Annotated in this window: 15 protein-coding genes; 12 read left to right on the top strand and 3 right to left on the bottom strand. The window is 64.9% G+C overall.

Translation table 11 applies throughout. The features are described from left to right. The first annotated feature begins 442 nt into the window (after positions 1 to 442). The 8 genes from AB7531_RS14680 (at position 443) to garD (ending at position 11,862) form a co-directional block, all read left to right on the top strand. A complete protein-coding gene (locus tag AB7531_RS14680) occupies positions 443 to 1,525 on the top strand; it encodes a lysylphosphatidylglycerol synthase transmembrane domain-containing protein (RefSeq protein WP_063982249.1) in 1,083 nt (360 codons plus the stop codon). 90 nt (positions 1,526 to 1,615) lie between these two features. After that, complete coding sequence (locus AB7531_RS14675) at positions 1,616 to 3,565, top strand: hypothetical protein (RefSeq protein ID WP_063982248.1); 1,950 nt, start codon at positions 1,616 to 1,618, stop codon at positions 3,563 to 3,565. 317 nt (positions 3,566 to 3,882) lie between these two features. Beyond that, positions 3,883 to 5,238 (top strand): MFS transporter, encoded by a 1,356-nt coding sequence (locus AB7531_RS14670; RefSeq protein ID WP_063982247.1) that lies wholly within the window; start codon positions 3,883 to 3,885, stop codon positions 5,236 to 5,238. A 122-nt stretch (positions 5,239 to 5,360) separates the two neighbouring features. Further along, positions 5,361 to 6,266, top strand: a complete 906-nt coding sequence (locus tag AB7531_RS14665; protein ID WP_063982246.1) for a LysR substrate-binding domain-containing protein — start codon at positions 5,361 to 5,363, stop codon at positions 6,264 to 6,266. Positions 6,267 to 6,396: 130 nt separating this feature from the next. Further along, the gene (gene kdgD / locus AB7531_RS14660) at positions 6,397 to 7,341 is read left to right on the top strand and encodes a 5-dehydro-4-deoxyglucarate dehydratase (RefSeq protein ID WP_063982245.1); all 945 of its coding nucleotides are present in this window, start codon (positions 6,397 to 6,399) and stop codon (positions 7,339 to 7,341) included. A gap of 26 nt (positions 7,342 to 7,367) precedes the next feature. Further along, positions 7,368 to 8,711: a glucarate dehydratase gene (gene gudD / locus AB7531_RS14655; RefSeq protein ID WP_436855394.1), complete on the top strand. Its 1,344-nt coding sequence runs from the start codon at positions 7,368 to 7,370 to the stop codon at positions 8,709 to 8,711. A gap of 19 nt (positions 8,712 to 8,730) precedes the next feature. Next, the gene (locus AB7531_RS14650; protein WP_063982243.1) at positions 8,731 to 10,179 is read left to right on the top strand and encodes an aldehyde dehydrogenase family protein; all 1,449 of its coding nucleotides are present in this window, start codon (positions 8,731 to 8,733) and stop codon (positions 10,177 to 10,179) included. Between the two features lie 141 nt (positions 10,180 to 10,320). Beyond that, a complete protein-coding gene (gene garD, locus AB7531_RS14645) occupies positions 10,321 to 11,862 on the top strand; it encodes a galactarate dehydratase (RefSeq protein ID WP_135214562.1) in 1,542 nt (513 codons plus the stop codon). A 117-nt stretch (positions 11,863 to 11,979) separates the two neighbouring features. Here garD and AB7531_RS14640 read toward each other — a convergent pair whose 3' ends face one another. Both AB7531_RS14640 and AB7531_RS14635 read right to left on the bottom strand, forming a co-directional pair. Beyond that, on the bottom strand, positions 11,980 to 12,720 hold the full coding sequence (locus AB7531_RS14640) for a hypothetical protein (RefSeq protein WP_063982241.1): 741 nt from the start codon (positions 12,718 to 12,720) through the stop codon (positions 11,980 to 11,982). 6 nt (positions 12,721 to 12,726) lie between these two features. Beyond that, positions 12,727 to 13,620 carry a MipA/OmpV family protein gene (locus tag AB7531_RS14635; RefSeq protein WP_063982240.1) on the bottom strand — a complete coding sequence of 298 codons (894 nt, stop codon included), beginning with the start codon at positions 13,618 to 13,620 and terminating at the stop codon, positions 12,727 to 12,729. A gap of 348 nt (positions 13,621 to 13,968) precedes the next feature. Between AB7531_RS14635 and AB7531_RS14630 the strand changes: the two genes are divergently transcribed. The 3 genes from AB7531_RS14630 to AB7531_RS14620 all read left to right on the top strand — a co-directional run bounded on the left by AB7531_RS14630 (position 13,969) and on the right by AB7531_RS14620 (position 16,472). Continuing rightward, on the top strand, positions 13,969 to 14,649 hold the full coding sequence (locus AB7531_RS14630; RefSeq protein WP_441279979.1) for a response regulator transcription factor: 681 nt from the start codon (positions 13,969 to 13,971) through the stop codon (positions 14,647 to 14,649). A 92-nt stretch (positions 14,650 to 14,741) separates the two neighbouring features. Next, on the top strand, positions 14,742 to 16,010 hold the full coding sequence (locus tag AB7531_RS14625) for a sensor histidine kinase (RefSeq protein WP_441279978.1): 1,269 nt from the start codon (positions 14,742 to 14,744) through the stop codon (positions 16,008 to 16,010). A 192-nt stretch (positions 16,011 to 16,202) separates the two neighbouring features. Next, positions 16,203 to 16,472: a hypothetical protein gene (locus AB7531_RS14620; protein ID WP_063986239.1), complete on the top strand. Its 270-nt coding sequence runs from the start codon at positions 16,203 to 16,205 to the stop codon at positions 16,470 to 16,472. Between the two features lie 48 nt (positions 16,473 to 16,520). Here the strand turns inward: AB7531_RS14620 and AB7531_RS14615 are convergent, their stop codons facing one another. Next, complete coding sequence (locus AB7531_RS14615) at positions 16,521 to 17,642, bottom strand: L-dopachrome tautomerase-related protein (RefSeq protein ID WP_063982237.1); 1,122 nt, start codon at positions 17,640 to 17,642, stop codon at positions 16,521 to 16,523. Between the two features lie 227 nt (positions 17,643 to 17,869). Between AB7531_RS14615 and AB7531_RS14610 the strand changes: the two genes are divergently transcribed. Further along, positions 17,870 to 18,286 carry a winged helix-turn-helix transcriptional regulator gene (locus AB7531_RS14610; protein ID WP_080583959.1) on the top strand — a complete coding sequence of 139 codons (417 nt, stop codon included), beginning with the start codon at positions 17,870 to 17,872 and terminating at the stop codon, positions 18,284 to 18,286. The last annotated feature ends 221 nt before the right edge of the window (positions 18,287 to 18,507 follow it).

Raw genomic sequence — 18,507 nt, 5'->3', positions numbered from 1 at the left:
TTCCGATCCTCGCGGTTTCGGGAACACGGAGGCGTCGGCTCGCACGAAAAGCCGATGATTCCGCCATGTTCGATTGCTGATGGAGCGCTAACCAGCGCGCAGTACCGACGTTCCAAAAAAGCTCGCATCGCTTGCGCTGGAACAATGCCGACTACGGGCGGACACGAAATCATGTCAAGATGCGGACGCGCGTTCCAGGCAAGTGCCTCGACTCATATGCTTAACGCGCGCCCGATATGAACCACATATGACAAAAGCGGCGGTCCACCGCAGAACCTATCGGTCGAACGCAGAACCTATTGTTGTCAAGGGCTGCACAAGTCGCTGTTTTTGCCTTAAATGAGCTACATCATGCCTAGCGGTCGAAGCCCATTTCGGGCAGTGATCGCACCCGACCGGCCAATGTCTGGCCGATCGGTCTTGCCCCCCGCCGGGAGGATGAATGCACGGACTGCTGCCCGCGCTGAAGCGCGGCTTCAAGAGATGGATCGGCTGGCGACGGCTCGGTGTTGCTGCGAGCGTCTTCATCATCGCCTTCGCGATCACCACGCTTGCGCGCACCCTCAAGGACATCGATACCGGCGTCATCCTGACCGCGTTGACCGAGATTCCCCGCGGGAATATCGGTCTGGCGGCGATCTGCGTCGTCTTCGCGTTCTGTACGCTGACCTTCTACGATTATTTTGCACTGCGAACGATCGGCAAGAAACATGTGCCCTATCGCATCGCAGCACTCTCCAGCTTCACGTCCTATTCGATCGGCCACAACATCGGCGCCACCGTTTTTACCGGCGGCGCGATCCGCTTCCGGATCTATTCGGACTACGGGCTGAACGCGATCGACGTCGCGAAGATCTGTTTCCTGTCAGGCCTGACCTTCTGGCTCGGTAACATCTTCGTGCTCTCGATCGGCATGGTCATCCATCCGGATGCCGCCTCATCGATGGATCAACTGCCGTCGTCGATCAACCGGCTGATCGGGCTCGGCGGCCTCGCCTCGATCGGCGCCTATCTGGTCTGGCTCTGCATGGGCGAGAAGCGCCGCGAGCTCGGCCAGAAGGGCTGGAAGGTGGTGCTGCCCTCGGCGCCGCTGACGCTGGTCCAGATCCTGATCGGCGTGGTCGATCTCGGCTTCTGTGCGACGGCGATGTACCTGCTGATGCCGGCCAATCCGTCGATCGACTTCATGTCGCTGGCGGTGGTGTTCATCCTGGCGACGCTGATCGGCTTTGCCAGCCACGCGCCCGGCTCGATCGGCGTGTTTGATGTCGCCATGCTGGTCGCGCTGCCCGAATTCGGCCGCGAGCAGCTTCTGGCGACCCTGCTGGTCTTCCGCATCCTCTATTTCGTGATCCCGTTCGGCCTCGCCATCTCCATCATGGGCGCGCGCGAGCTCTGGATGAACGTGGTGGAGCCCTGGCAGGAGCGGCGGCGGCTGGCCGAGGCCTGCGCGCAAGGCAACCTGCCCAAGCAGGTAGCAGCGATGGAACGCGAGCGGTCGTTGCGACAGGCCAGCAAGCGGTAAGGCGGGCGGGCGACCGTCAGACAGAGGTTGCGGGCGGCGCAGCAATGCTCTCTTATTTCCGCCTCAACTTTGCCGTTGAACACGCGGGCCATGATCCCTTTTTCCTTTCGTACCCTTCCCGCAGGCCTCCTGCTGCTTGCCGGGATTCTGACGTCTTTGCCGCTCGAGCGCGCCGCCGCGCAGGACGCCGGTGCGATGCAAATATCCTGGGAGGTGCGCAACCGCTTCCGCCTGTTCCGCGAGGAGCGCGACTTCCAGCTCCATGTCGAGAACGCGCGTAACCGCAGCATCCTCGCCGCCGAGCAGTCGCTGGAGCTCCAGAGCGAGGGCCGCGGCTGGGCCCGCAACATGGTCAACCGGCTCTGCATCGACCTCCAGGGCCGGGTCAACCAGCCCTGCACCCGCGACAACGTCAAAGAGAATTACCTCACCCCGACCGACCATCCGGTGACCGTGCGCCTGACCGGCGCAGTGCCGGTCGGCGCCACCTGCGCCTGGTCGTTCGACGACGGCGACGGGCCGCAGACCTCGACTTTCGATTGCGCCGAGCCGATCAACCTGCGGGTCCGCTACGGCAAGCAGACGGTCGCGAGCGTCGACGTCTCCTCCGGCTCCGATCCGACCCAGCGCGTCCAGGCCGAGATTCAGGTCCGCGACATCTTCGTCGCCGGGCTCGGCGACAGCATCGGCTCCGGCGAAGGCAACCCGGACCGGCCGCTGGCGCTGTCGGACGAGGGCTTCTGCTTCCGCTCCTATCTCGGTACCGCCGGTGCGCAGTACTACCGGCCGAGCCGCGCCGGCTATAAAGGTGGCCGCGCCTGCGAGGCACCCGACACCCTCGCCAACTGGCAACATTACGGCGCGCTCTGGTTCAACTCGCCCTGCCACCGCTCGCTCTACAGCTACCAGGCCCGCACGGCTCTCGCGCTCGCGGTGCGCTACACCCACATCGCGGTGACCTTTCTGCCGCTCGCCTGCACCGGCGCCAGCATCGGCGACGGGCTGCTGGGCTCGCAGCGCGCCCGCGAATGCCCGCCCGGCAAGACCGGCGTCTGCAACACCAGCGTGAACGCCCAGGTCGCCGAGCTGCGCGAGGCGCTCACCGCGGCGAAAAAGCGCCAGCCCGACCGCACGCTTGACCTCGTGCTGCTCTCGGTCGGCGCGAACGATGTCTACTTCTCCGGCCTCGTCGCCGACGTCATCGTCGACACCGCGACCGAGCGCGCGCTGTTCCGCCGCTCCGGCGTGATGGCGAGCGTCGACGATTCCCGCGATGCGCTGGCGCGCGAGCTGCCGCAGAATTTCGCCAAGCTGCGCGAGGCGCTGAAGCCGCTCGTCAGCGGCGACCTCTCGCACGTGGTCTATGTCTCCTACGCCAATCCCGCGCTCGCCGATGGCGGCGTGCCCTGCCGCGGCGGCCGCGCCGGGTTCGACATCCATCCGTCCTTCAACGCCGATCCGCAGCGCCTGGCCCGCGTCTCGACCTTCGTCGACACCGAATTCCTGCCGCAGCTGAAGGGGCTCGCCACCTGCACGCGCGGCGCACTGTGCCGCGATCCCGAAGCCGATCGCATGACCTTCGTGGACTCGCACCAGGCGGTGTTCGCCGATCACGGCTTCTGCGCCCATGCGGGCAACGATCCCGAATTCGACCGCACGTGTTTCGCCGAGAACGGCCAGAGCTTCAATCCCGATATCGTGAGCGCGGCGAGCCAGCCGATGCTGTGCGGCCGCGGCGCCTCGGAGTATCGCGCCTACCTGCCGCGCGCGCGCTGGATCCGCGATGCCAACGACAGCTATTTTGCCGCGATGACCTATCCGCAAGGCCTGCCGGCGGCGAGCCAGCCGAGCGACATCCACGACGCCACCTGGGGCGTGCTCTCCGCCGTCTACGGCGGCGCCGTGCATCCAAGCGCGGAAGGCCACGCCGCGATGGCGGACGCCGCGCTGCCGGCCGCGAGCAGCGTGCTCGGCCTCGATGCCGTGCCGCCCGGCGTGACACGCGGACTGTTGGCGCCGCTGCTGGGCACGCAGCAATAGCACGACACTGCTCCCACATACTCGGTGTCATCGCCCGCGAAGGCTGGCGATCCAGTACTCCGTGACAGCGGTGATTGAATCGAGAGGCTGCGGCGTACTGGATTCCCCGCTTTCGCGGAGAATGACAGTGGTGTGCGGAGCACGACCTCGCGCATCACGATCGCACATTCTCGTCACCTCGTGATCGTTCCCCGCACCTGCCGTTCCATCGATCCAAAAACGGCATCGATCGATACTCCCTTGAACTTGGACACTTTGCCGCGCGCGCCTCTAGGAGTCGCAGAGAGGAAACATTTCGAGTTCTAAGGAGGCGCGTGATGAGCGCAGTGGTGTCGTCCGCAGCGGACGTGAGGAGGTCTCGCGTCAGGCTGTTCATCGTGACCATGTTGTTCCTGGTCACGACCGTGAACTATGCCGACCGCGCCACCCTGTCGATCGCGGGCCCCGCACTCTCGAAAGAGCTGCATCTCGATCCCGTCGCCATGGGCTGGATCTTCTCGGCCTTCGGCTGGTCCTATGTCGCGGCGCAGGTGCCGGGCGGCTGGCTGCTCGACCGCTACGGCTCGCGCCTCGTCTATGCCTTCAGCATCATCGTCTGGTCGCTGTTCACGATGATGCAGGGCTGGGTCGGCTTCCTCAGCGCCGGCGCCGCCATCATCGTGCTGTTCGCACTTCGCCTCCTTGTCGGCGTCGCGGAAGCGCCCTCGTTCCCCGCCAACGCCCGCATCGTCGCCGCCTGGTTTCCCGGCAATGAGCGCGGCACCGCATCGGCCTTCTTCAATTCGGGACAGTATTTCGCCACCGTGATCTTCGCGCCGCTAATGGGCTGGATCGCGCATGATTACGGCTGGCGCTTCGTATTCTTCGTGATGGGTGGGCTCGGCGTCATCATGGGCCTGGTCTGGATCAAGACCGTCTACGGCCCGAAGGAGCATCCCGGCATCAACGAGGCCGAGTTCGATTACATCAAGGAAGGCGGCGCGCTGGTCGATCTCGACGCGCCCAAAAACGATCTGGTGCAGGAGCGTGCGCCCGAGTCCGGCTCCGGGTGGGATCACATCCGCCAGTTGCTCTCCAACCGCATGATGCTCGGCGTCTATCTCGGCCAGTACTGCATCAACACGCTGACCTATTTCTTCCTGACATGGTTCCCGGTCTACCTCGTCAAGGAGCGCGGCCTGTCGATCCTGCAAGCCGGCTTCGTCGCGACGCTGCCCGCGCTGTGCGGCTTCATCGGCGGCGTGCTCGGCGGCGTCATCTCCGACGCCATTCTCCGCAAGACCGGCTCGCTCACCATGGCGCGCAAGATCCCGATCGTCGGCGGCATGCTGCTGTCGATGTCGATCATCGCCTGCAACTATGTCGACGGACAGGCGCTGGTGGTCGGCTTCATGGCGCTCGCCTTCTTCGGCAAGGGCATCGGCGCACTCGGCTGGGCGGTCGTCTCCGACACCTCGCCCAAGGAAGCCGGCGGCGTCTCCGGCGGCCTGTTCAACACCTTCGGCAACCTCTCCTCGATCAGCACCCCGATCGTGATCGGCTACATCCTGGCCGCGACCGGCTCATTCAACGGCGCACTGCTGTTCGTCGGCGCCAATGCGCTGGTGGCCGCGTTCGCCTATCTCGTGGTGGTCGGCAAGATCGAGCGGGTGGTGCTCAAACGTTCCTCCTGAGGGCTCCCGCGGGAGCTTGACCAGGCAACTCAACGGCGGCTCCTCAGCCGCCGTCTTTGTTTTGGGGATGATCGATGCTAGAAGTGCCGGGGAAACGCCTTATCCATCTAAGGCATGTATCGATGTTCGACCTCAACCAGCTCCGCTGTTTCGTCACGGTGGCCGAAGAACTGCATTTCGGCCGCGCCGCCGCGCGGCTGAACATGACCCAGCCACCGCTGTCGCGGCAGATCCAGGTGCTCGAGCACATCATCGACGCGCCCTTGCTCGAACGCACCAGCCGCTCGGTGCGCCTGACCCCGGCTGGGCGCAGCTTCCTGCCGGAGGCGCGGCGCATCCTGAAGCTCGCCGAAAGCGCCTCGCAGGTCGCCCGCCGCATTGCGCTCGGCAAAACCGGCTCGCTGAAAATCGGCTTCACGGCGGCTGCCGCCTACGGCTTCCTCCCGGAGCTCGTCGCCGCCTGCCGCGCCAAGCTGCCCGAGGTCGATTTCTCGCTGAAGGAGATGGTGTCCGGTGATCAGTTCGAGGCGCTCAGCTCCGGCCAGATCGACGCCGGGCTGTTGCGGCCGCCGATAGCGCGCCCCGAAGTGGCCAGCCGCCGTGTCGTCGCCGAACCCCTGCTCGCCGCGATCCCGAAGAAGCATCCGCTGGCGAACGCCGAGACCATCACCATAAAGGACTTCGACGACCAGCCCTTCGTGATGTACTCGCCCTATGAGAGCCGATATTTCCACGATCTCCTGGTGGCGCTGTTCACCCGCGCCGACGTGCTGCCGCGCTATGTGCAGCATCTGAGCCAGATCCATTCGATCCTCGCCATGGTCCGCGCCGGCCTCGGCCTTGCCATCGTGCCGGCCGCGGCCGCGAGCCTGAAGATCTCCGACGTGCGGCTGCGGCCGCTGAAGCTGCGCACGCGCGTTCCCGTCGAGCTGTTCATGGTCTGGCGCCGCGACGACGAGAATCCGCTGCTCTCCGCGCTGGTCAAAATCGCAGGCGAATTGTCCTCGGCGGAGGTGGCGGACGATTGATGCTCAATCCGCATCGGTCGATATAGGCTTTGGCTTGGACGCGCATCGAACGGTCTCCTAAACAACGGCGCATGGACGCGCAGGCTTCGGCCCGCGTCCTCCACAACACGCAATTAAGGGAGCAGCGCCCATGAGCAAGATGACCCCGCAGGAAATGGCCCAGAAGATCGGATCGGGCCTCCTGTCCTTCCCCGTCACGCCCTTCAAGGCGGACTATTCGTTCGATGAGGCGACCTACCGCGCCAATATGGACTGGCTGTGCGGCTATGACGTTGCCGGCTTGTTCGCCGCCGGCGGCACCGGCGAGTTCTTCTCCCTGACGCCGACCGAGGTTCCGCAGGTGGTCAAGATCGCCGTCGACGAGACCAAGGGCCGCGTGCCCGTGCTCGCCGGCACCGGCTACGGCACCGCCACCGCGCGCGAGATCGCGATCGGCGCGGAGAAGGCCGGCGCCGATGGCCTGCTGCTGCTGCCGCCCTATCTGACCCATTCCGAGCAGGACGGCCTTGCCGCCCACGTGGAAGCCGTGTGCGCGTCCGTGAAGATCGGCGTCATCGTCTACAACCGCGACAACGCCATCCTGCAGCCCGATACGCTGGCGCGCCTCGCCGAGCGGTGCCCGAACCTCGTCGGCTACAAGGACGGCATCGGCGACATCGAGCTGATGACCCGCGTCTACACCAAGCTCGGCGACCGCCTCACCTATATCGGCGGCCTGCCGACCGCGGAAACCTTCGCGCTGCCCTATCTCGACATGGGCGTGACGACCTATTCCTCGGCCGTGTTCAACTTCGTTCCGGAATTCGCCACCAATTTCTACGCCGCGGTGCGCAAGCGCGACCATGAGACGATCCATGCCGGCCTGAAAAACTTCATCCTGCCGCTGATTGCAATCCGCAACCGCAAGAAGGGCTATGCGGTCTCGATCATCAAGGCCGGCATGAAGGTGATCGGCCGCGATTCCGGCCCGGTCCGCCCGCCGCTAACCGATCTCACCGAGCAGGAGGTTGCGGAGCTGACCGCGCTGGTGAAGAATCTGCCCGCCATCCGATCGTCACAACAAGCTGCAGAATAACAGACAACAACAGGGAGGAGCGTGCTATGGCCCAGACTGAGGTCTCCGGCGCACCGGTCGTCACATCGATGCAGGTGATCCCGGTCGCGGGCCGCGACAGCATGCTCCTCAATCTGAGCGGCGCGCACGCGCCGTTCTTCACCCGCAACATCGTCATCCTCACCGACAATTCCGGACACACCGGCGTCGGCGAGGTACCGGGCGGGCAAAAGATCTGGCAGACGCTCCAGGATGCCCGCGATCTCGTGATCGGCAAGACCGTCGGCGCGATGAACAACATCCTTGCCGACGCCCGCACGGCGTTCGCCGATCGCGACGCCGGCGGCCGCGGCAAGCAGACGTTCGACCTGCGCGTGATGATCCATGCGGTCACGGCGATCGAGTCCGCACTGCTCGACCTGCTCGGCCAGCACCTCAACCTGCCCGTCGCGGCGCTGCTCGGCGAAGGCCAGCAGCGCAAGAGCGTCGAGACGCTCGGCTATCTCTTCTTCGTCGGCGATCGCCGCAGGTCGAAGCTCGATTACACCAAGGGCGAGACCGGCAAGCCCGAATGGTTCAACCTGCGCCACCAGGAGGCGATGACGCCGGAGACCGTGGTGCGGCTCGCGGAAGCCACCCACGACCATTATGGCTTCGCCGACTTCAAGCTCAAGGGCGGCGTGCTCCGCGGCGAGCAGGAGATCGAGGCCGTCACCGCCATCGCAAAACGCTTCCCCGACGCACGCGTCACGCTCGACCCCAACGGCGCATGGTCGCTCGACGAGGCGATCAGCCTCTGCAAGGACATGCACGGCATTCTTGCCTATGCCGAGGATCCCTGCGGCGCCGAAGCCGGCTTCTCGGGTCGCGAGATCATGGCCGAGTTCCGCCGTGCCACGGGCCTGCCGACCGCGACCAACATGATCGCAACCGACTGGCGCCAGCTCTCGCATGCGCTGCGCCTGGGCGCGGTGGACATTCCGCTGGCCGATCCCCACTTCTGGACCATGCAGGGCTCGGTGCGCGTCGCCCAGACCTGCCGCGACAACGGCCTGACCTGGGGCTCGCACTCCAACAATCACTTTGACATTTCGCTCGCGATGTTCACCCATGTCGGCGCCGCCGCGCCCGGCAAGGTCACCGCGATCGATACCCACTGGATCTGGCAGGACGGCCAGGCGCTGACCAAGGAGCCGCTCCAGATCAAGGGCGGCAAGATCGCCGTGCCCGAGCGGCCGGGCCTCGGCATCGAAATCGACCGCCCGGCCATCGAAACCGCGCATGAGCTTTACAAGAAGCATGGACTCGGCGCCCGCGATGACGCTACTGCCATGCAGGACCTGATCCCCGGCTGGACCTTTGACGACAAGCGTCCCTGCCTCGTGCGTTAAGAAAATCTCGGAGGACTACATGACTGCGATCCTGAAGAACTTCATCGGCGGCGAATGGGTCGACGGCTCCGGCGTCACCAAGAACATCAACCCCTCCAACACCAACGACCTCGTCGGCGAGTACGCCAAGGCCGACAAGGCGCAGACCGAGAAGGCGATCGCGGCAGCCAAGGCCGCCTTCCCGGCCTGGGCGCAGTCGACGCCGCAGGTGCGCTATGACGCGCTGAACAAGATTTCTCTCGAAATCCTCGCCCGCAAGGAAGAGCTCGGCCGCCTGCTCGCCCGCGAGGAAGGCAAGACGCTCCCCGAGGGCATCGGCGAGGTCGCGCGCGCCGGCCAGATCTTTGCGTTCTTCGCCGGCGAAGCGCTGCGCCTGATCGGCGAGAAGGGCGCCTCCGTCCGTCCCGGCCTCGACGTCGAGCTCACCCGTGAGCCCGTCGGCGTCGTCGGCATGATCACGCCCTGGAATTTCCCGATCGCGATCCCCGCCTGGAAGATCGCGCCCGCGCTCTGCTACGGCAACACGGTGGTGTTCAAGCCGGCCGAGCTGGTGCCGGGCTCGGGACATGCGCTGTCCGAGATCATCACCCGCTCCGGCATTCCGGCCGGCGTGTTCAACCTCGTGGTCGGCTCCGGCTCCGTCGTCGGCCAGACCCTGCTCGACCATCCGGATGTGGCCGCGATCTCCTTCACCGGTTCGGTGCAGACCGGCCGCAAGATCGCGCAGGCCTGCGTGCTGTCGAACCCGATGAAGAAGTTCCAGCTCGAGATGGGCGGCAAGAATCCGCTGGTCGTGCTCGACGATGCCGACCTGAAGACCGCCGTCGAGGTCGCCGTCAACGGCGCCTATTTCTCGACCGGCCAGCGCTGCACCGCCTCCTCCCGCCTGATCGTCACCGAAGGCATCCACGATCGCTTCGTCGCGGCGGTGGCCGAGCGCCTGAAGGGCCTGTCGGTGGACGACGCGCTCAAGGCCGGCGTGCATATCGGCCCGGTGGTCGACCAGAGCCAGCTCGACCAGGATCTGCGCTACATCAAGATCGGCCAGGACGAAGGCGCAAAGCTCGCCTTCGGCGGCGAGCTGCTCAAGCGCGAGACGCCCGGCCATTACCTCCAGCCGGCGCTGTTCACCGAGGCCAACAACAATATGCGCATCGCGCGTGAGGAGATTTTTGGCCCCGTCGCCGCCGTCATCCGCGCCAAGAACTACGAGGAAGCGCTGGCGATCTCCAACGACACCGAGTTCGGCCTCGCCTCGGGCATCTGCACGAGCAGCCTGAAATACGCCTCGCACTACAAGCGCAACAGCGAGTCCGGCATGGTGATGGTCAATCTGCCGACCGCCGGCGTCGACTATCACGTGCCGTTCGGCGGCCGGAAGGGTTCAAGCTACGGCGCCCGCGAGCAGGGCTCCTATGCGCGCGAGTTCTATACCACGGTGAAGACCGCCTATACCTATCCGGGTTGATAGGCCACGATCGTAGGGTGGGTTAGCCCGCGGCTGCGCAACGCGCGGTCCGCTGGCGTAACCCACCTCTTCTGCCTCCGCGGATGAAGACATTGGTGGGTTACGCTACGCTAACCCACCCTACACTTTCGGAGTCCTCCCATGGACCAGGACGTCGCAGCGAAAGAGCAGCCCCGCTACATCAAGCTCAACGAGCGCGACAATGTCGCGATCGTGGTCAATGATTTCGGGCTTCCCGCCGGCTCCCGCTTCGCCAGCGGGCTGACGCTGCGCGCCTTCGTGCCGCAGGGGCACAAGACGGCACTGGTCGATATCGCGCAAGATCAGCCGATTATCCGCTACGGCGAGGTGATCGGCCACGCGTTGTCGCCGATCCTGGCCGGCGAATGGGTCGACGAAGCGCGCATCCGCATGCCGGAGGCCCCTGCCCTCGACAAGCTGGAAATCTCGACCGCCGTCCCCGCGCCGCTGCCGCCGCTCGAAGGCTTCACCTTCGAAGGCTTTCGCAACACCGACGGCTCGGTCGGCACCAAGAACATCCTCGGCATCTCCTCCTCCGTGCAATGCGTCAAGGGCACGATGGAATACGCCGTGAAGCGCATCCGCGCCGAGCTGCTGCCGAAATACCCGAACGTCGACGACGTCGTGCCGCTGACGCACGCCTATGGCTGCGGCGTCGCCATCAATGCCCCCGATGCGGTCGTTCCGATCCGCACGCTGCAGAACATCGCGCAGAACCCGAATTTCGGCGGCGAGATCCTGGTCATCAGCCTCGGCTGCGAAAAGCTCGCGCCCGAGCGACTGGTGCCGGAGGGCGTCAGCGATGCCATCGTGCGCATGCAGGACGAAGCCTTCGACGGCTTTGGCGCCATCGTCGATGCGATCATGACCCAGGCCGAAGCCCGCCTGAAGATCCTCAACACCCGCACCCGTGAGACCTGCCCGGCCGCCGACCTCGTCATCGGCCTGCAATGCGGCGGCAGCGACGCCTTCTCCGGCGTCACCGCGAACCCCGCGCTGGGCTTTGCCGCGGACCTGCTGGTGCGTGCCGGCGCGACCGTGATGTTCTCCGAGGTCACCGAAGTCCGCGACGCGATCCAGCTCCTCACCCGCCGCGCCATCAACGAGGATGTCGGCCGCGCGCTGGTGCGCGAGATGGCCTGGTACGACTCTTATCTCGCCCGCGGCGGCGCCGATCGCAGCGCCAACACCACGCCCGGCAACAAGAAGGGCGGCCTCGCCAACATCGTCGAAAAGTCACTCGGCTCGATCGTCAAGTCCGGCTCGTCTGCCATCACCGGCGTGCTCTCGCCCGGCGAGAGGGCGACGCAGAAGGGCATGCTATTTGCGGCGACGCCCGCGTCCGACTTCATCTGCGGCACGCTCCAGCTCGCCTCCGGCATGACGCTGCAGGTGTTCACCACCGGCCGCGGCACACCCTACGGTCTTGCGGCTGCGCCTGTGATCAAGGTTGCGACCCGCACCGAGCTCGCGCGCCGCTGGAAGGACCTGATCGATTTCGATGCCGGCAGCATCGCCACCGGCGAGAAGACCATCGAGGAAACCGGCTGGGACCTGTTCCGCCTGATCCTCGATGTCGCCAGCGGCCGCACGAAGCCGTGGTCGGACCGTTGGGGCATCCACAACGACCTCACGCTGTTCAATCCGGCGCCGGTGACCTGAGCATGATCCGGAAAAGTGCAAAGCGGTTTTCCGAAAGATCATGCTCAAACAATAACCTAAAGCGCGATGACGATTCATACCAATCTCATCGCGCTTTAGAAGCCGGGCCAACCGGCCTCACTGACCGTCGATCAGGTGCATGTCGCCCAGCGTGACGGGCAAGCTGCGCGTGATGAGATCCGTGATCGCCGCGCGTAGCCGTTCGCTCGTAGCGGGCCCCTCGAACGTCGCGTCGATCGGTCCGCTGGGTCCGGCGAGCCGCATGGTCCCCGTGTTGTCGAGCGGCGCGGCCGCCCGCTTCTCGATCAAGTCGAACGACTTGCCGTCGATCACGCGCACCTCGTAGAGCGCGTGGATCAGGCCGTAATCCGCAAGCAGCGTCCGATATTGGGCGAGCCCGATGCCCTCGACGTTGCGGCCGTTGCCGAGCTTCGATCTGGCCCGGGTGATGACGATGTACGCATCCAACCCCTGGGGCGCGACATCGCTGCGAACCAGCTCCTTGAACGGATCGCTGCGCAGGAGATTGACGGGCGCAACCGCCGAATCCCTGATCGCGGCAAACGCGGCGCGTCGGTAGCTCACCGCCTGCACGCGAAAGCGTCCGCCGAGCAGTTTCGTCGCCTGCTGGACGATCAGCTCGTCCAGACCCCAAGCGCTGATCGAGAGGCTTTGCCCGGCGTTGCCGAGCGCGATCAGGCCGGCTTGCGTCAGGCTCATCTCCTCGCCGATGGCCGAGACGATGCCGACGGTCTTGATTGCCTGGAGCCGAGTCGCGCGCGTCTCGAACGCCGCGGCCGCGCCGAGGGCGATGCAAGCGATCGCCAGGCCAACCCATAGAAAAGCAATGCGGCGCATGGTGACCTATCGAATCCTGAAATCGAATGAATAGGACGCACCGAGGCCGATCGTCGTCTGGTTCGACGATCCCCGCAGCTTCACGAGCGGGCTGTCTGCGGCGTCGCCCAGCAGCTTCTCGTACTCGACATAGGCATGGACTTCCCACTGCGGATTGATGCGATAGGAGATCTGGCCGCCGAAGCCGACCGAATGCGCACCGCCTCTGGCATCGTACATCGGCAGCCCGGACGCCACGGACTGCACGGCGTCGACGCCGAAATAGGGCGCAGTCGCCTTGGTGCTTTTCCAGGTGAAGCGCGGGCCGGCCGAGATCGTGAGCCTTTGGATCAGCGGCACGATGACGTCGGCGGAGACATCGGCGACCGTGCCGGTATGACCGCCCATGCCCTGGCGCAATTCACTGCGCAGGCGCAGCCAGTCGACCGGGAAATATTCGACGAACCCGGCGAGCTCGTATGCGGCCTTGACGTCGCCAAGGCCGGTCAGCTCGGCATATTTGTCGCTCTTGCGCGACGCGACGTATTTGAACGCCGGGCCGGCGCGAAAATTGCCGACGTCGAGCAGCGCGATGCTGGCGCTGTCGCGGGGCCCGCGAAACTGGTCGACCGATCCGGCACGGCGAATGGAGAAGATCGGGATCGGCATGAGCTTCCCGTTCTTCGATCCGACGAAATCAGGCGTGTACTCTCCGCCGATGCCGACCATGACGGTCCAGTTGCCGGAAGGTGACGGCAGCATCGGCACGTCGAACGGCGGGGCTGGCAGTGTGAACGCCGTCTGCGCCGATGCCGACTGCGGGATTGCCAGGATCGCGCCGAACGCGGCGAGGAAGGCGGTCAGCAAGGTTTGCTGCGCTCTCGCCGCAGGATCGAGAACGGCTTCATCAAAATGCTTCATTTACAGGGCCCCGGACCGGCCTTGCTGGCCTGGTCGACTCGTGTGGTTAGGAGCCACAGCATGTGGTCCGGCAAAATTGCCCCAAGATTGCAAGAGGCAAGCAGCGCCCCGATCCATTCGCGGCGCATGCCGGGCGCGCCGCCGGATCAATATTGCCCGAACATTGCCGGGCCGCGCTCACGCTCCCAAACTTTGCGCGCCGGAGCCCGTCGGCGCCCGCGTTCCTGCCTTTTATTCGCCAAGCTCGCTGCCTTAATGGGAACCCTGCGCACGAGCCGGAACGCCAGACTTCGGCCAGGGAGCGTCACGCTCAGGGTCTTGTTGCCCCAGCAGAGTCAAGGACGTCCCGTGCGCTCCCTCGTAATCGAAGACGAACCGCAGATCGGCGCCTATGTCAGCCGCCTGCTCGGACAATTGCACGGCATTGTCGACGTCGTCGGCTCGATTGCCGATGCCCGTCAGGCGCTGGACAATTTCAAATATGATCTCGCGATCATCGACCGGATGCTGCCCGATGGAGATGCGCTCCAGGTGGTGACGGCGCTGAGCCGATCGGCGGACCGTCCCGCGATCATCATGCTGACCTCCAAGGACGCCAAGGAGGATGTCGTCGACGGTCTCAATGGCGGCGCCGACGACTATCTCGGCAAGCCGTTCGAGCCGCAGGAGCTCATTGCGCGGGTGCGCGCTGTGTTGCGGCGCCCCCGGCAGCTCGCGCCCTCGGTGCTGTCGCTCGGCAATGTCGAGCTGCATCTCGGCAGCAACGAGGCGGTGGTCGCCGACACGAAAATCCTGCTGCGCCGGCGCGAGGCGCTGATCCTCGGAGCGCTCCTAATGCGCCGCGACCGCGTCATCACCCGCGCCGCCCTGATCGAGGAGATCTACGGCTTCGACGACGAGATCGAATCCAACACGCTCGAAGCGCAGGTCCCGCGCTTGCGGAAGAAACTGACCGAGCTCGGCGGCGATGTCGAGATCCGCAGCATGCGGGGCATCGGCTACATCCTGCGGCTGGCAACACCGCGATGACGTCGATTGCCCGAACGTTTGCGCTGTCGCTCGGCATCGCCGCGACGACGATCTTCCTGATCATGCTCGGTGTCTTCATCTGGCGCTACCCGATGGAGGAGCGCGAGTTCAGGGCTTGCCGCATTGTGGTCGCCGTTCTCGATCGCGCTACGGTGATCGAAGGGCAAAACCTGACGGTACGCCCGACTCCGGCCCTCGAGGAGCTCAAAGCGGACAGCCCGAACCTCTGGTACGTCGTGTCCGCGGGCGATCTGGTCAGCGAATACGGGAGCGAACGCCGGCCCACCCTCCCCTTCGCGTTTCCCTATCACGGGCCGATCGGCTCGTCCGTCTTCAGCACACTCGACCAGAAGAACACCTTTTGTCTCGCCGTCGTGCAACGGGGCCCGTTGCAGCTTACGATGATGGTCGGCGAACCCAAGGTTCGCTTCGGCCGGATTGCAAGGAACTTCCTTGTCCGCAGCATTTTCGCGATCATCACGCTGGCGCTGGCCTTTGCGGCGACGGTCGCCATCGGCTCAATGCTGGCCGCACGTTTCGTCTCGCGCGGCATCGAACGGGTGGCGCGTCGCGCGCTCGCGATCGACCCAGCGGCCCCGCAGGGCCTGATATCCCTGTCCGAAGTCCCCACCGAGCTGAAGCCGCTGGTCGCAGCACTGAACCGCGCCTTCGGCGAGATCGACGCCTACATCAGGATGCAACGCCGCTTTCTCGGTAACGCCGCCCATCAGCTGCGCACGCCGCTCACCCTGCTGCGCGCGAAAATCGAGGACGTGCCCGAGCCGGGCCTGAAGGCCGAGCTGGTGCAGGACGTCCGCCGCCTGACGTCACTGGTCTCCGCCATGCTCGACCTGGCGCGGCTGCAAAATCATGCGATCGAGAAGCGACCGATCGATCTTGCCGAGATCACGCTGGACGTGCTCGCCGATTTCAGCCCCTCGGCGCTGGACGCCGGCATAGAGCTTGCGCTGGAACACGCGGAAGAAGGTCCGTTCCTGGTGCAAGGCGTCGACGCCGCCGTACGCAGTGCGCTCGCCAATCTCGTCGGCAACGCGCTCATCCACGCCCACGGTGCGCGGCGCATCGTCGCGACGGTTAGCCGCGGCGACATCTCGATCGACGATGACGGCGCGGGCCTGCCCGACGGTGCGGAGCACAGGCTGCTCGAGCCATTTCAGACCGGCAACAGCGCGGGCGACGGCGCCGGCCTCGGCCTGTCGATCGTCCGCGAGATCATGGCCGCGCACGGCGGCGAGTTGGTCATCTCCTCCGCGCCGGGCCGCGGCACGACGATGAGCTTGCGCTTTCCCGAGGCCACCGCGACGACCAGATCGCCGCACCTCGATCTGCAAACAGGCTGACGGATCGTTTCGAGCCTTCGGCGAAACCGTCCGGAAACATTGGCGTGGAAAACTTCTTCCGCGTTTCACGTCTGTCGCATCACGCAATCAAATAGATCCGCCGGCGGCGGTCGAATGTTCGCACACAAGCGAACCTGGCGTGGCATCGCCGCGACCAAACCTCCGATTGCCATCTTCCGCGGAGATTTTCCAATGCGCGTTCTTTCAATATTTGCCGTTGCCGGCGCCATGATTGCGAGCTCGGCCGGTGCATTTGCCGGCGAGCTTCCCTCTTACGACGTGAAGTCGTTTCCGATTTCGACGACGCAAGTGCAGGTGCTCGGCGGCGCCGGGGTCGAGGAGCAGCCGTCTGCGCCCGCGATGATCGTCGCCGGCATGCCGGCTTCGCCCGCGCAAATGTCGGTGCTGTCGCCGCGCGTCAAGCGGCTGGCGAGCGCCAACGCCACGAGCGAAGAGCGCTGAGACAGTTTTCGACCCCGGCTGCCCTTGCCGGGGTCGTCGCTCCCGCCGTCAGCGTGACATATAGCCTGCCGCGATCGGCTTGAACCGATAGATCAGATACGGCGTCTTGTTTTCGGCCTTGCCGCCATGGAACATGGCGGCTGCGGAGACCTGAGACGCGGACACGTACATGTACCCGTCGGGAGAGGCAGTAATCCCGTCCGGCCACACCATGTCCGGATCGCTCAAATAAGTGCGAAACTTCCGGTCGGCTCCTATGACTCCAATCGATTTGGTCTCGACCGCAGTCAGGTAGATGTTGCCCGCATAGTCGATCGACAGGCCGCCATTGTTCGGTTTGTCCGAGTAGCGTTCTACCCGCGCGCTCAGCTCTTCGGCGGGCAGCTTCTCGTTGCCGAGGTCGGTGGCCTTGATGCGGTACAGCGACCGGCCGCTGAGTGGCGCGAAATAGACCCATTCGGACCTGGCATCCATCGTGATGCCGTCGCAGCCGACCTTAATGAGCGAAGGCTTGCCGTCCTTGCCAGGCACGGTCAGATCATTGCCATCCACGGTGATCGGCACATTTTCAGGGTCGGTGGATCGATCGCCGTCCAGCACGCGCCGGGCGGCACCCGTATCCATGTCGATGACGATGATCGCAGCGTGAGAGCCATCGCCGCCGGGCCCGATGTTTTCGTCGGCGATGTAGAATTTCCGGTTCTTCTGGTCGATCACGATGTCCTGCGGCTGCGAGCCTTTCACGGTCACGGGCTCGGGCATGTAGTGGATGCGCTCCAGCCTGTTCGTGCGCGTGTTCCAGCCGACCAGCTTCGGCGTGATCTGCGTCCGAAATCCCATGTCGATGATCCACACGACACCGCTTTCGTCGGAACGAAGACCCAGGACGTTATCGAGGTACTGATCGGTGCCTTTTCGTGGCGTATTCCATTCCGCATTTGGAAACGGCTCGAACGTCGTCGGCGATGTCAGCCGCGCCACACGAACGTCGGGACTGAAGAATGGATGGTGACTGAAGATCAGCTGATTGTCCGGCGTAAACGCAATGTTGCCGACCGACTGAGGGAGCTTCGCAAAGACTTCCGCGTTGCCGCCTCCGTTCTCCGCACAGGCCGCGCCCGTGACGATTGCCGCCGACAGAAAAATGACAAGTCGAATTCCTCTCCTCACGCTTCGCACCGCTCCCTCCCTTTGTTTTCCACGGTTATTCCGGCGCGCGTGCGCCCGGTCCGCGCCGGCAACCGCCGCAGGATTTGAATGCAGAGACCCAATGCGAGCCGAAGCGGCCGCTCGTTCACCGCCTCGCCGATATCGATCTTTGCGAGAGCCACGATGCGCGCTAATTTGCGGACTGACAATTACGCACAGGCCAGTCCTCTAGTATCACGGAGTGAACCATGCAGAAGCTCGGCAGCAAGACGTATGATTGTGCCGTGGGATGCCCCGTGGAGGCCACCCTCGATCTGATCGACGGCAAGTGGAAGGGCGTGATTCTCTACCACCTGCTCGACGATACGATTCGCTTCAACGAGCTCAAGCGGCGCCTGTCCCGGATCACGCAGCGCATGCTGACGCGCCAGCTCCGCGAGCTCGAGGCGGACGGCCTCATTCATCGCGAGATCTATGCGGAGGTCCCGCCGCGGGTCGAGTATTCCCTGACGGCGCTTGGGCGCTCGCTCGAACCGGTCGTTCGCATGCTCTGGACATGGGGCAATCAGTATCTCGCGACGGAAGCGGCCCGTGCCGGTGCGGTCAACGGCGCCGTTTCGCTCTCGCCGCGGGTCAGACGGAGCCTGCCGGCAGGTCGCGCGTAGGCGGGCCCCTGCGTATCCACGATACCTTGCGGCGACTGCAAGTAAATCGCACACGTCGATCAAGACGGCGTGGGCCTACGCCGCGACGAGACACGATTCTCCATCCTCACATGAGGCCATCCGCGCGCCGCCATCAAGCGGCGCGCGCTCTACTTATATAAATACTAATTCCAAATCTGATGATTGAGGGACCATTGCGCCCCTCCCGCACTTCAAGCCAT

Source organism: Bradyrhizobium sp. 63_E2_N1_3 (genome assembly GCF_052076005.1).
Taxonomy (GTDB): Bacteria; Pseudomonadota; Alphaproteobacteria; order Rhizobiales; family Xanthobacteraceae; genus Bradyrhizobium; species Bradyrhizobium barranii.
The sequence above is the reverse complement of the archived record's forward strand: the minus strand, read 5'-3'. Positions and strand labels throughout refer to the sequence as shown.

Excerpts from the sequence above, each read along its gene's own strand:
- gudD (WP_436855394.1), top strand. The coding sequence starts at position 7,368 with ATGGCCCAGACTGAGGTCTCCGGCGCACCGGTCGTCACATCGATGCAG.
- AB7531_RS14670 (WP_063982247.1), top strand. The coding sequence starts at position 3,883 with ATGAGCGCAGTGGTGTCGTCCGCAGCGGACGTGAGGAGGTCTCGCGTC.
- AB7531_RS14625 (WP_441279978.1), top strand. The coding sequence starts at position 14,742 with ATGGAGGAGCGCGAGTTCAGGGCTTGCCGCATTGTGGTCGCCGTTCTC.
- AB7531_RS14675 (WP_063982248.1), top strand. The coding sequence starts at position 1,616 with ATGATCCCTTTTTCCTTTCGTACCCTTCCCGCAGGCCTCCTGCTGCTT.
- AB7531_RS14635 (WP_063982240.1), bottom strand. The coding sequence starts at position 13,620 with ATGAAGCATTTTGATGAAGCCGTTCTCGATCCTGCGGCGAGAGCGCAG.
- AB7531_RS14680 (WP_063982249.1), top strand. The coding sequence starts at position 443 with ATGCACGGACTGCTGCCCGCGCTGAAGCGCGGCTTCAAGAGATGGATC.
- AB7531_RS14640 (WP_063982241.1), bottom strand. The coding sequence starts at position 12,720 with ATGCGCCGCATTGCTTTTCTATGGGTTGGCCTGGCGATCGCTTGCATC.
- AB7531_RS14620 (WP_063986239.1), top strand. The coding sequence starts at position 16,203 with ATGCGCGTTCTTTCAATATTTGCCGTTGCCGGCGCCATGATTGCGAGC.
- AB7531_RS14610 (WP_080583959.1), top strand. The coding sequence starts at position 17,870 with ATGCAGAAGCTCGGCAGCAAGACGTATGATTGTGCCGTGGGATGCCCC.
- AB7531_RS14650 (WP_063982243.1), top strand. The coding sequence starts at position 8,731 with ATGACTGCGATCCTGAAGAACTTCATCGGCGGCGAATGGGTCGACGGC.
- garD (WP_135214562.1), top strand. The coding sequence starts at position 10,321 with ATGGACCAGGACGTCGCAGCGAAAGAGCAGCCCCGCTACATCAAGCTC.
- kdgD (WP_063982245.1), top strand. The coding sequence starts at position 6,397 with ATGAGCAAGATGACCCCGCAGGAAATGGCCCAGAAGATCGGATCGGGC.
- AB7531_RS14665 (WP_063982246.1), top strand. The coding sequence starts at position 5,361 with ATGTTCGACCTCAACCAGCTCCGCTGTTTCGTCACGGTGGCCGAAGAA.